Genomic DNA, 12813 nt, shown 5'->3' on the forward strand with positions numbered 1-12813 from the left:
GTTCTTACGGCGCCAGAAAAGTTGGGCTGGGTCGTTTTTCGCTTCCTCAGGGGCTTGGCGTTGCCAGCCTGCCACAGTTAGGGGAATGTTAATCGGCTTCCAGTGTTATTGATCGGGGTTTGTCTTGTATTTTGTCAGATTGCGGGGCAGTAGCTTCAGGGGCGTCAACACAGGTTATTCTATGGGTTGTTCTCGTATCGGTAGTACACGCGTCGCCATTGTTGTAGCGCTAACCACTATATTGGCAAGCTGCACATCGTTGCCAAGATCCGGTCCCGATCACAAAGATGTTGATCGAGATGCGGCAGTGAAAGTGACAACGAAGGAGCGTCGCGTCGGCATCGACTACGCCCTGATCGATCTTAGCAAGAACGTTCTGCCCTATTTTACTTCTCCCCAGCCGACGTCCTTCAAAGGATTTGGCGGTGGTCGCGGCGGTGCGCCTGAAATTCCGCTTGGTTATGGCGACGTCGTCCAGGTTGCCATCTTCGAAGCTCAGTCCGGTGGGTTGTTCATTCCCTCGGACGCCGGAAGCCGACCCGGCAATTACATTTCCCTGCCAGAGCAGACGATCGACAGAAACGGGACGATTACTATCCCCTATGCTGGTCGCGTTCCGGCCGCCGGTCGCCTGAAGGAGACCGTGGAGCAGGACGTGGAAGATCGGCTCGCAAGCCGTGCGATCGAGCCGCAGGTAGTTATCACGACGACGACCAACCGCTCCAGTCAGGTGGCCGTGCTCGGTGACGTCAACAATCCTCAGCGCATCACGATCAGCCCGGCCGGTGAGCGCGTTCTCGATGTCATTTCCGCCGCCGGCGGTTTGACGACCAACAATATCGAAACGAATGTTACGCTGCAGCGTCGCGGCAAGACGGCAACCGTCGCCTACAATACGCTGTTGAAGAATCCGGCGGAGAATATCTATGTCGCGCCGAATGATACGGTCTCGATCGATCATGAGCGCCGCACCTATCTTGCGCTCGGCGCCGCTGGCGTCAGCGGCCGCTTCGATTTCGAAGAATCCGACCTGACCCTCGGCGAGGCTATCGCCAAGGCGGGCGGCTTGCGCGACGATCGCGCGGATCCGGCCCAGGTCCTGCTCTATCGCCTGGTCCCGAAGAAAACGGTTCAGTCGATGAACGTCGACACGACGAGATTTACGGGTGAGACGGTTCCAGTCATCGTCCGCGCCAATCTTCGCGATCCGGCGACCTTGTTTGCCGTTCAGCAATTCAAGATGGAAGACAAGGATATTATCTATATTTCCAATTCGGACTCGGTTGAACTGGTCAAGTTCCTTGACATCGTAAACTCGGTATCGTCCACTGTTTCCGGCGTGAGCGACGACGCGCGTGATACTCGCAACGCGGTCCAGGATCTCGGAAATTGATTGAAATAGGCCGCCGGCATCGATCGCAAGCGATCGATGCCGGCGGCCTATCTAGCGGATTTGATGAAGGACTATGTTATGGCAAGGATTGGTGTTTATCGTAAGCTTGCATATAGCGGAATGGCCGTGGCGATGTTTGCCGGCATGAACTCAAACGCTTTTGCGGCTGCTTGCCTGGGTCCGGCAAATCTCACTTCCGTCGATGTCAGTGGATTTACGGCCAACCCCGCCGTTCTGCTCGACATGTCCGATCCATTGATTTTGTCGTCGCGTGTTCGCGCCCTGGTCGGGACCAGCAATGACGCGCTGTCACCGGTGATCGAACAGGCCAAGAAGGCCAATGCCGCGCAGATGGCGGCAATCGGCTCCGGACTTGGACGGGCCGCAAACAGCTGCCAGGTGTCGGATCCGCAGTTCAAGCTGGCGATCGAAAAGGCTGTTGCCGATGCGGCAAGTGCCGATCCCAACCTCGCGCCGCTGCTCGCAGCCTTTGCAAAGGTCCTCGCAGAAGGCGGGACCGCAGCACTCGGCCCGGGTGCTGGCGCTGCCGCTGCCGCATCCGGCATCGGCAACACGGGATTGATTGGGCAGACAGGTCCTGGATCGGACGATGGCACGCCTTATGACGGCGCAGCGACGACTGCGGGAACGCTCAAGGTGTCGAACGCCAGCAACGACTCGTCTTCGACGACCACGACGATCGTCAGCACAAATGGGGGAGGTCAGTCCTCCTCAGACACGACCCAGTCGACCAGTCCAAGCGTCGCGGTCATACAATAGCTGGAATTGCCCTTAGATCTTAGCGCTTGATTTGTTGGAGATCGAAATTGCTATCGCCAGATAAACTTACGCCGCGTATCGACCCCTCCCGCGATACGGGAAATGAAGCTGATTTCATCGATTTCGACAAGCTCATCGCGATTGCCCGCCGACAGTGGCGGATGGTTGCGGCGTGCGCGTTCGCCTTTGCGATTCTCGGGATTGTGTATGTCTTGACGTCGGTGCCTGTCTACACCGCCGACACAAGCGTGTTGATCGACCGCAGCGACAATCAGGTCATCAACCAGTTGGCGGCTTTCGGCCAGATGGACGATGACGAAGGAACTGTTCTTAGCCAGGTCGAGCTGTTGAAATCCGACACGATCGCCTATGCCGTCGTCGACAAGTTGAAACTGGTGGACGATCCGGTGTTCAATGCACAGCGGAGTTCGCTGTTTTCGGTTGCAACGCTGAAGTCTCTGTTCAATTTTAAATCATGGTTTGCCGACGACACGGCAGTAGCGCCCGATCCGGAAATGAAACGGCGGAGCGCTGCGGAAACTGTGGCCGGCAATATCGATGTCGAACGTGTCGGTAAATCCTACGTACTCGATGTCAGCTATACCTCGCAGTCACCCGATATGGCGCGTCAGATCGCCGCGGCCATTGCCGACGTCTATCTGGTCGATAAACTCAATTCGAAATACGAGGCGACACGCCGGGCCGGCGAGTGGCTGCAGGAGCGTATCGAAGAGCTCCGGCAGCAAGCGCTGGACACCGACCTTGCTGTTCAGAAATTCCGCAGCGAGCACGGGCTTGTCGAGGCCGGATCGGGTACGCTGATCAGCGAGCAGCAGCTTTCCGAGATCAACACGCAATTGATCAATGCCCAGGCCGAGACGGCGAAGGCCGAGGCAAAATATGCGCGCGTCAAATCGATCATCGACGCCAAGCAGACCGATGCGATCGTCACCGACGTGCTCGACAGCTCCATTTCCAACGACCTGCGAAAGAAATATCTCGAGGCTTCCAAGCTTGAGACGGAAATCGAGGCACGGCTCGGTCCTGATCACGTCCAGGCGGTTCGGCTTCGTGCGGAGATGGAAGAATACAAGAGACTCATGTTCGATGAGTTGAACCGCATCGCCGAGAGCTACCAAAGCGAAGTGCAGGTCGCACAATCACGGGAAAATTCTTTGCGTGAAAGTGTCACAAAGGCGACTGGCGTTGCCGCGACGGCCGGCGAAACGCAGGTGCAGGTTCGTGAACTCGAGCGCACGCGTGATACCTACAAAAATCTTTATCAGAGTTTCCTGACGCGCTACCAGGAAGCCATTCAGCAGCAGAGCTTTCCGATTACCGCTGCGCGCATCATCACGATGGCGGAGAAACCGACAAAGCCGAGTGCTCCGAAGAGAGCCCTTGTCGTCGCTTTTGCAATGTTCCTCGGATGTGCGGTCGGAAGCGGTATCGGCGCCTTCCGAGAATTCCGGGATCGGTTCTTCCGCACCGGTGATGACGTCAAGGAAGTGCTCGATGTCGAATCGCTTGGCGTCATGCCGCTGGTTGACGATAACATCGATGATCCGACGCTCGTCGATCCGAGCAATCCGCGAAGCATCGCCAGGGGTAGCAAGACCACGACCTATGTCGAGGAGCATCCGCTCTCGGCGTTTGCCGAGACGCTCCGAAGCGCCAAGATTGCGATCGACCTCAGTGCAGCCGACCAGCGCTGCAAGGTCATCGGCGTGGTGTCGAGCTTGCCCGGCGAGGGGAAGTCGACGACATCCATCAATTTTGCCAAGCTTCTGGCAATGCAGGGCGCCCGCTGCCTGCTGATCGACGGCGACATGCGCAATCCCGGTGCGACCCGAGCAATCGGTCGTCATGCCGAGGCCGGCTTGCTCGAGGCGATCGTCGATGGCCGTCCGCTCAAGGATCTGATCCTTCTCGATCCCAAGACAAAGCTTGCATTTTTGCCCACGGTTGCAAGGTATCGTGTCCCACATTCGTCGGAGCTGCTCGCGTCACGCGGCATGGACCAGCTTCTTGAAATTGCGCGTCAAAGCTTCGATTACATTATCGTCGACCTGCCGCCCTTGGCGCCCGTCGTCGATGCGCGGGCTATCAACTCGAAGCTCGATGCAGTGGTTTTCGTTATCGAGTGGGGAAAGACATCGCGCAAGGTCGTGCAGTCGACGCTGCTGTCCGAGCCGGAGCTCTATGCGAAATGCGTCGGCGCGATATTGACCAAGGTCGATCCGTCGCAGATGAAGCTTTACCGGACATTCGGCTCCAGTGAGTATTATTATAAGCGTTACTCGCGATACTACACTGAAAGCTGATGCCTCGCGGCCCGTTCGTTTCGGTCACACGGATTGTTTTCCTTGTCGTCACCGCAGTCTTTGCGGTGCTCGCCGGCAGAGAGCTGTACGCTTCGATAAGAACCGCCAGTATCTCTATCGTCGCTGAAAGGCTCGAGCACGGCGAGACTGTCACCGATGATGTTGCAGCCAAATATGCGGCGCGGACCATCGACATTGTCGATGGACATTATTGTCGGTCCGACATTGTCGCCGCCGGTGTGACACTTGTCCTGGCGCAACTCGATCGGCAGAACGTCAACGTCAATTACGACGCCTGGGCTGCCGCGGCATCGAGCGCCCGACACTACCTGCAACACGCGCTCTCGTGCATGCCGACGAACAGCAATTTTTGGCTTCGTCTCGCCGCCGTCCAATCCGTCATTGCGGAAGATCCGCTTTCGGTTGCGGAAATGATGAAGCGGTCAGTCGCTCTTGCGCCCCACGACGAGTCGATGATTCTGACGCGGTTTTACTTCTGGAACGATTTTACGAATGCGACGCTTTCAACGGCAAAGGCTGCGCTCGATAGCGATCTCGTGACGATGCTGAAACTTGGCGACCGTTGCAGGGTCAACGCCACCATTAAAGAGATCAGCCCACAACTCCGCCCTATCTTCGATCGAACCTGGGCAGGGCTTGGGGATGGAGCGACTGCGCGATTCCGGCAGCGCTGCAGCAAGTAATCGTCAGCCGTTCCAAGGAGAACAGCTGCAGAGTCAGAACCGCCGTCAACTAGGGCTTTAAGGGCAATAGCGCCCGCCGCTTGCGCGGCGGGCGTCGTCTATTGATTATCTGATGAACGATTAGACGCTGGCGCCCGAGACAAAGTCCGTGCCCGTGATATTGAGCGTCAGAACGCCGGCATCCGTATGACCTTCGCCGTCGGAGATCTTGTAATATTGGATGGTTTCCGTGACGTGATCGCCCGGAGCGATATCCGCTGCCAGATCGTAGGTGAATGAACCGTCCGCCTTGACGTGGAACGTGCCATAGGTCCCGGCGACGTCGGTCGTTGCGCTCGGATTGCCGTTGACATTCGTGCCAGCGAACTGACGGAGGAAGAGATGTCCATTGTCGCCGGCAATGTCGTTGTCGAGCGCATTACCGCTGATCGGGCTGCCTTCATTGAAGCTGTAGTGGTCGTCGACAGCGATCGGCTTGACCTGGGTGACGCCCTGGATGTTCAGGGTGAACAGGCCGACATCGGTATGACCGCTGCCGTCGGAGATCTTGTATGAGACCTTTTCCTGGAGCAATTCACCATTGGTGAAGTTAACCTTGGCAGCATCGCTCAGAACATAGGTGTAGCTGCCGTCCGGTTTGACGAAGAAGGTGCCATAGTCGCCCTGGATTTCAGTAACCTGGCTGTTGCCTTGCTTGGCGCCGACGCTCTGCTGGTCGAATGCGCGAAGGAATAGGTGGCCGTTGTCAGATGAATCGTTGCTCAGGAGGTTTCCCGAAATAGCGTCGGTTTCAAGGAATGTTGCAGTATCGTCGGTTGCGTGAATAGCCATTGTTGTCTCTCCTGAATTGATCTTCGCTGGCCAATTTTAACCTTAGCGACGTATGGAATTAAGGATATATTAATACATGGAGTCAAGGCTATGATTAACAGAAGCTGAACATGAGGCGTGATGTGTGCAATAATGGCACACATGCTATCGAGGTGATGGGGTGAAACACTTGCAGATTGGTGCGTTGATAATAAGTGAATACGTGGTGCTCTGGACGATTGCGCTGAGTTCTTCGGATGGTAAGAAATTTTATTCAGAGGCAATCAATAATAATACAGGCATTCACCTCTATGAAGCTGACATTGTCAAATAATCAAATTGGGCTACCAATCGCCTTTGACGATTTTCTCGCGTTGCTCCGATATCCCACCGCACATCTTTTTAAGTTCATCACTGTCGTTTCCTCTGCCGGATACGTTGAGGGAGGAAACTTCGCCGTTGTGGCAACATGATCACAGTAATCCGCCGGATACGGAAATGGACTGCTATCAGAATGATGTTCTAGTAAAAATACACTTTGTCGTTCTATACAACTTTGGCGCCATGAAAAATACCTCGGTGGTAAAGAAGGTTCGCCCGATGATAAAGAATATCGGCAGATAGAAAGAATTTTAGTGTTTCATTTTAGCTACCGGAGAGAGGTCCACGCTTAGAAGATTTCCATTATCTTCGGGAGATCAAAGCATGACCGTCTACTACGTGAATTCAGCGACCGGATCCGATCATAACAGCGGAACCACGGAGAGCTCGGCTTTCGCGACATTGTCCGCTGTCGAATCCCTGAGGCTGAACCCTGGCGACAGTGTGCTGCTTGCTGCCGGAAGCGTGTTCAATGAACAATTCGATTTGAAATACTCCGGAAGCGTCACGGCTCCGATCACCATTGGCAGCTACGGTCTTGGCGACGCCCCGGTCATTCACAGCAGCAATGACGGCATCCACGGGTCCAAGGCCTCGAATATCGTAATCGAGAATATCAAGATCGCCGATACCGGGGCGAACGCGATATATGCAGGGAACGTGTCCAACTGGGTCGTGCGGAATGTCGAGGTGACGAATACCGGCCTTGCCGGAAAGCCGGGATCCGTCAGCTTCCAAAGCAGCCAGAACATCACCATCGAGAACAGCACGCTGACCGGTGTCCATTCCGACGGGATCTGGATGGAAAAGGTCAACGGCGTCACCCTGATCAACAACACTGTCACAAATAGCCAGGGAAGTGCCGCAGACGCCATTCAGCTCAACGACAGCAGCAATATTCTCGTCAAGGACAATTATCTGGAGCAAACGCAAACCAACAGCGCCAAAGGTGTGCTGGTACTGGTTCGAGCTCAAGATGCTTTGGTCGAGGGCAATACGCTCGTCGGCGGCGGCTTCGGGTTGAGCGCACAAGCGGGCACCAACATCGCCATCCACGACAACGACATCTCGGGATATGGCGGCTACAGCTGGTCCTACGGCATCGGCCTTGGCGATCAGGGTGATGCGAAGAGCTACGATATTAGCGGGAATTATATCCATGACGGCGTATATGGGGTTCTGGTCAGCGCCGCCGGCAATCCCGTCTATATCCGCGAGGATATCGTTGTTCATGACAACGTCTTTGACGATCTGTCCTCCTCGGCGCTTAAGGTCGACCGGCCTGCATCGGGATCCTTCTATGATAATATCATCGACAGCGATGTATCGACGCTGACGATGCCCGCCACAATCGCTGCGCAAAACACGTTCTTTGTTGGCGACAACAAAACATTCGAGCAGGCGCAGGCTGAAATCGACAGCGCCGCCGGCAGCACGGATGGCGATACGTCAACGAGCCACGAGCAGCCGCCTGTCGCGCCGGTCATCGAGCATCCCGCGGAAATACCGGCGCAGCCGCAGACAACCACTCCAGCGCCTGCGGCAGAAACGCCGGTCGCGACCACGCCCTCAGTCGCCGCCCCGAAAATTGTCGCTGTCCACGACAACTTGAAGATTTCGGCCGATACCGGCAGCGCATATCATGGAAACCTTCTTGAAAACGACAGTGCGGCTAATGGAAGTGTGCTGCTCCGCCGCTTTGGCGACGCTGCCGTGGATAAACATGGGCTGACGGTAATGGGGAAATATGGTGTGATCCATATCGAGAGTGATGGCGATTACACCTACACCGTGGATGCGGCCAAACTCGCCGGCCTTAGCGGCAACGTCAGCGAATCCTTCCAGTACAAAATTTCCGACGGTGCTTCGCACATCGACACGGACTCGTTGGGTATCTACATCAATGTCGATGCATTTCATTCCAGCCAAGCATCGCACCTGTTGGTCTGAAGCCCGCCAACGCTGAGACAGCGTCAATCGGTCCTCTTCTTCAGGTTGACGTTTCCCGGCTTCAATGAAGATGATTGCTGCAAGCCTGTCGAAAGCGGGAGATGGCAGATGGCAAAATATGTCCGCCGGTCATAATCAGAACAAACTATAGACTGAATTTATAGTTAATCCCCCAGTAAATCTCGCGTCTATGTGCGCGTCATGTTCATCTCTTTGAACCGTTATTGGGCGATTTGCGGTTTTCCCTTGCTTAGGCCGATATATTTAGCGTAGCGTTAAACTAGGGCCTCTGAAATCATTCGCTATAAATAGGGAATTTCGGTCATTTTTCAGTGGGGTTCATATAATAAGCTTTGGACTTGTCAGCGGGTTTCGGTACCAGTGCCGAAACCGCGAAGTAGCTATGTCATTGTCTGGCCTTGATGGGCCTGTAGCTGGGATATACGCAGGCCTGTTTGCCTGTATGCGATGCGGTAGAGAGGGATTTAATTCGTGTTTCAGAGTTCAGCGACTGATGCCAGTGAGCCGTCCAAAGCCTTGCGGAAGTGCAAGGGAGGACTTGTCTTCATCGGCATAGCAAGCGCGCTTATCAATATTCTCTATCTTACCAGCTCGTTTTTCATGCTTGAGGTATATGACCGCGTCATTCCGAGCAAAAGCATACCGACGCTGGCTGCCTTGGCGATACTTGCACTGGCTCTTTATGCGTTCCAGGGCGCGTTCGAGGTTCTCCGGAGCAGGATGCTCGTGCGCGTTGCCGGGGCGCTCGACGAGATGGTGAATGGACGCGTGTTCCGGGCACTCATAAAGGCACCGCTGAAGGTCAAAATCGGCGGTGATGGGCTTCAGCCGTTGCGCGACTTCGACCAGATAAGAACCTTCCTGTCCGGCATGGGCCCGACAGCGATGTTCGATCTGCCCTGGCTTCCCTTCTATCTGGTGATCTGCTTCCTGTTTCATCCGGCAATCGGATATATTGCGATCGGTGGATCGCTGGTTCTCGCCATCCTGACGTTCTTGACCAATCAGGGAACGCGGACACTGTCAAAACAGCAGTCCGAAGCCGCCAATATGCGCAATGCCTTTGCGCAGACCTCGATCCGCAACTCCGAGGTCATTCACGCAATGGGCATGGCGGGCACCATGGCTGAAATCTGGGACCGCAAGAACGGGGAATACCGGCTCATCACCCGGCAGGCGTCGGATGTGGGGAACGGATATGCGACCCTGTCGAAGATTTTCCGTATTGCCCTGCAATCGGGAACGCTTGCGACCGGCGCGATCCTGGTCATTCAGGGGCAGGCCTCTTCAGGCATTATCATCGCCGGGTCTATTCTGACGTCTCGCGCTCTGGCGCCTGTGGAAGCCGCGATCGGAAATTGGCGCGGCTTCGTTTCCGCCCAGCAAAGCTGGGCGCGGCTTGCGAACCTGTTGAAAACCATTCCGGAAATTCCAGCACCGCTCGCGCTTGCAGCGCCTTCCAAGCAGGTTACGGTCGAGGGGCTGGCAAGCGGGCCACCGGCAGGCCAGCGACTGGTTATTTCCGATGTCAGCTTCGGATTGAGAGCAGGAAGCGCGCTCGGGGTCATCGGTTACAGCGCCTCTGGCAAGTCGTCGCTGGCGCGGGCGATGATGGGCATCTGGCCGACCGTCCGGGGATCCATTCGCCTCGATGGCGCAGCACTCGATCAGTGGGATGGCGACGCCCTTGGCCGGCATATCGGTTATCTCCCGCAGGACGTGGAACTGTTTTCAGGAACCGTCGCGCAGAATATCTGCCGTTTCGCCAAGGAGATGTCGCCTGAGGCGGTGGTTGCCGCGGCGCGGGCGGCGCGAGTTCACGATCTCATTCTTCGTCTGCCGAACGGTTACGAAACCGAAATCGGTGAAGGGGGTGCGGCACTTTCGGCCGGCCAGAGACAGCGTATCGCACTTGCAAGAGCGCTTTACGGCGAGCCCTTCCTCGTCGTGCTCGACGAACCGAACTCTAATCTCGATGAAGAAGGCGAGCGGGCGCTGAGTGCCGCGATCATGAGCGTGCGCGCACGCGGCGGCATCGTCGTCGTCATCGCGCATCGGTCCGGGGTCCTGGCGGTCTGCGACTTCGTGCTGATGATGCAGGACGGCCGGATGATCGCATTCGGTCCGAAGGAGGAAGTTCTGGCACGGGTCAGCCGTCCGGAACCGGCGGTGCGTACGCCGATTGCCGAGCGCGTTGCTCAGCTCAAAGTCGTGGTCGACGGCATGAATGCGGCCGAATAGGCCGGAAGGAAGATTGTGACTAAAGTCATCAGTGAATCGAAACGCTCCCTCAATCGTCATGTCGCCATTGTCGGCGTGCTGTCGTTAGCTCTCGTTTGCGGCATTGGCGGTTGGGCGGCAACGACGGAGCTGTCGAGCGCCGTCATCGGCGAAGGCGTGGTCGTCGTCAACGGCGATGTCAAGAAGATCCAGCACCTGACCGGCGGCATCGTGTCGAAACTGCTGGTCTCCGAAAATGATCATGTGACGGCTGGACAGATCCTGATACAGCTCGATGGCACGACGACAAAAGCACAGCTCTCGATCGTCGAAAGCACACTCGCACAGCTTTATGCGCGTCGTGCCCGTCTGAAGGCCGAACGGATCGACGCCGAGTCGTTCGATGTCGAGGAAAATATCAGCGATCTGACATCCAGCACCGCGGCGCGGGATCTGCTCGACGGCGAGACGAAATTGTTTGACAGCCGCAGGTCGGCGCTGGTCGGAATGAAGAGCCAGTTGGCGTCGCGCAAGGATCAGCTGGCCGAGCAGATCAAGGGCTTGGTCGTTCAGATCAATGCCACCAATGATTCCCTAGGCCTGATCGAGCAAGAGCTGGAAGGTGTCGATACGCTCTACAAGAAAGGGCTGGTTACGCTCCAGCGTTTGAATGCACTCAAGCGCGCCCGCGCCGACCTTCAGGGTAATAGCGGCCAGGAAATTGCTGCAAAGGCGGAGGCCGAAGGCAAGGCGATCGAGATCGATCGCCAGTCGCTCCAGCTGGACGAGGATCGCCGTTCGGAGATCGCCAAGGAACTGACCGACGTTGAGGCGAAGATCGCCGAAAATGAAGAGCGCCGAGGAACCGCGCTCGATCAACTCCGCCGTCTCGACATTGTCGCGCCGCTCAGCGGGCGTGTACACGAGCTTTCCATTCACACGGTCAATGGCGTCGTCAATCCGGGTGAGACCCTGATGCTCGTCGTTCCCGAAAATGAAGATCTCACGGTTCAGGCGAAAGTCGCCACGCGCGATATCGACCAGCTTCACGTCGGCCAATCCGTGGATGTTCGTTTCAGCGCCTTTGATCAGCGCACGACGCCTGATGTGCGCGGCGAGATCACTTCGATTGCGCCCGATGTCGTCAAGGATGAGCGGACGGGCATCAGCTATTATCCCCTTCGCGTCAAGCCGGAGGCTGAAAGCATCGCCAAGCTGAAGTCGATAAAGCTCTATCCCGGCATGCCGGCCGAAGTCTTCATCAAGATCGCCGACAGAACCGTTATCTCCTATCTGACGAAACCGCTGACCGATCAGATGCAGCACGTATTTCGTGAGGAGTGATGGCGCGGCTGTGCCGCGTCACAAGCGGCGTGAGCGGTCATCTTCATGACATTGTTTCAAGGCTGCTGCAGCTTGGTTGAAGAAGGGCATGGCTGCCCTTCCAGCCGGATTTCTGACGCGTGACCTACCGGTTCCGCTGAGATATGATTCCTCCATGATAAGTTTGCGGCTTTGGCGAATGCTGCCAATCGAGAGACGATCGACCTATGGATGGCTTCTGCTTCTGGCGTGTCTGGTGATGCTCTCGGCTCCGAAAAGCGGTTATGCCGAAAATTCCCCGCCGTTGAAAATAGTAGCTTTCGGAACATCGTTGACAGCCCGAGGAGGGTGGCAGCCCGCTCTGGAGAGAAGGCTTGCAGCCTGCCTGCAGAGGCCGGTGAAAATCGAGAGCGTTGCAAAGAGCGGGGAGACGTCGCTCTGGGCTCTCACCCAGATTGATCGCGTCGTCGCCGAGCAGCCGGATGTCGTTCTGATCGAGCTTTACGCTAACGACGCAGCATTGCAGCGGTTCGTCTCGCTTGCGCAAAGCCGACAGGATATCGGCGATATCCTCGATCAGCTTCGGCAGCGCCTGCCGCAAGCGCGGATCATCGTCATGGCGATGAATCCGTTTTCGGGACTGCGTGCACTGATCCGCCCCTTTGTCGGCAGTTACATCTCGGCCCATCGGGCGGAGGCAGAGAAACGGGGTCTGGAGTTTGTCGACCACCGGCCGAACTGGCAGCGTCTGACACCGGGGGATCTGGCCGCGGCAATTCCCGATGGCGCCCATCCCCTGCCTGACGTCGCTTCCAAAATCATCGCGCCTGAACTCGTCCGGCGTATTGCTGGCCGCAGTTGCGAAGACTGAAATTCTCTCCTTTGTCGACGGCGTCGGCGATTGGTC

Annotated in this window: 9 protein-coding genes; 8 read left to right on the plus strand and 1 reads right to left on the minus strand. The window is 56.5% G+C overall.

Annotated elements, in window-relative coordinates; all coding sequences use genetic code 11:
- Nucleotides 1-181: 181 nt before the first annotated feature.
- From ACS4RS_RS12735 to ACS4RS_RS12750, 4 genes are all read left to right on the plus strand, one after another.
- Nucleotides 182-1393 (plus strand): polysaccharide biosynthesis/export family protein, encoded by a 1212-nt coding sequence (locus ACS4RS_RS12735; RefSeq protein WP_439011840.1) that lies wholly within the window; start codon nucleotides 182-184, stop codon nucleotides 1391-1393.
- Nucleotides 1394-1471: 78 nt separating this feature from the next.
- Nucleotides 1472-2173, plus strand: coding sequence for a sugar transporter (locus tag ACS4RS_RS12740; protein ID WP_449313674.1), 702 nt, complete (start codon nucleotides 1472-1474; stop codon nucleotides 2171-2173).
- A 47-nt stretch (nucleotides 2174-2220) separates the two neighbouring features.
- The gene (locus tag ACS4RS_RS12745) at nucleotides 2221-4497 is read left to right on the plus strand and encodes a polysaccharide biosynthesis tyrosine autokinase (protein WP_439010681.1); all 2277 of its coding nucleotides are present in this window, start codon (nucleotides 2221-2223) and stop codon (nucleotides 4495-4497) included.
- Nucleotides 4497-5201, plus strand: coding sequence for a hypothetical protein (locus tag ACS4RS_RS12750; RefSeq protein WP_439010680.1), 705 nt, complete (start codon nucleotides 4497-4499; stop codon nucleotides 5199-5201). Before ACS4RS_RS12745 ends, ACS4RS_RS12750 begins: the two co-directional genes overlap by 1 nt.
- Nucleotides 5202-5321: 120 nt before the next feature.
- Here ACS4RS_RS12750 and ACS4RS_RS12755 read toward each other — a convergent pair whose 3' ends face one another.
- The gene (locus tag ACS4RS_RS12755) at nucleotides 5322-6032 is read right to left on the minus strand and encodes an Ig-like domain-containing protein (RefSeq protein ID WP_439010679.1); all 711 of its coding nucleotides are present in this window, start codon (nucleotides 6030-6032) and stop codon (nucleotides 5322-5324) included.
- A gap of 684 nt (nucleotides 6033-6716) precedes the next feature.
- On the opposite strand from ACS4RS_RS12755, the gene ACS4RS_RS12760 reads away from it, so the two are divergent.
- The 4 genes from ACS4RS_RS12760 to ACS4RS_RS12775 all read left to right on the plus strand — a co-directional run bounded on the left by ACS4RS_RS12760 (nucleotide 6717) and on the right by ACS4RS_RS12775 (nucleotide 12777).
- On the plus strand, nucleotides 6717-8342 hold the full coding sequence (locus ACS4RS_RS12760; protein WP_449313675.1) for a right-handed parallel beta-helix repeat-containing protein: 1626 nt from the start codon (nucleotides 6717-6719) through the stop codon (nucleotides 8340-8342).
- Nucleotides 8343-8834: 492 nt separating this feature from the next.
- Entirely contained in the window at nucleotides 8835-10604 is a 1770-nt protein-coding gene (locus tag ACS4RS_RS12765; RefSeq protein WP_439010678.1) for a type I secretion system permease/ATPase, read from the plus strand.
- Nucleotides 10605-10619: 15 nt separating this feature from the next.
- Nucleotides 10620-11927: an HlyD family type I secretion periplasmic adaptor subunit gene (locus tag ACS4RS_RS12770; RefSeq protein WP_439010677.1), complete on the plus strand. Its 1308-nt coding sequence runs from the start codon at nucleotides 10620-10622 to the stop codon at nucleotides 11925-11927.
- A 154-nt stretch (nucleotides 11928-12081) separates the two neighbouring features.
- Entirely contained in the window at nucleotides 12082-12777 is a 696-nt protein-coding gene (locus ACS4RS_RS12775) for an SGNH/GDSL hydrolase family protein (RefSeq protein WP_439011839.1), read from the plus strand.
- The last annotated feature ends 36 nt before the right edge of the window (nucleotides 12778-12813 follow it).

Origin of the sequence: Rhizobium sp. F40D2, from assembly GCF_051810745.2 — a bacterium.
Lineage (GTDB): Bacteria > Pseudomonadota > Alphaproteobacteria > Rhizobiales > Rhizobiaceae > Rhizobium.

Coding starts and splice junctions, on each gene's coding strand:
- ACS4RS_RS12735 (WP_439011840.1), top strand. CDS start 182: ATGGGTTGTTCTCGTATCGGTAGTACACGCGTCGCCATTGTTGTAGCG.
- ACS4RS_RS12760 (WP_449313675.1), top strand. CDS start 6,717: ATGACCGTCTACTACGTGAATTCAGCGACCGGATCCGATCATAACAGC.
- ACS4RS_RS12775 (WP_439011839.1), top strand. CDS start 12,082: ATGATAAGTTTGCGGCTTTGGCGAATGCTGCCAATCGAGAGACGATCG.
- ACS4RS_RS12750 (WP_439010680.1), top strand. CDS start 4,497: ATGCCTCGCGGCCCGTTCGTTTCGGTCACACGGATTGTTTTCCTTGTC.
- ACS4RS_RS12740 (WP_449313674.1), top strand. CDS start 1,472: ATGGCAAGGATTGGTGTTTATCGTAAGCTTGCATATAGCGGAATGGCC.
- ACS4RS_RS12755 (WP_439010679.1), bottom strand. CDS start 6,032: ATGGCTATTCACGCAACCGACGATACTGCAACATTCCTTGAAACCGAC.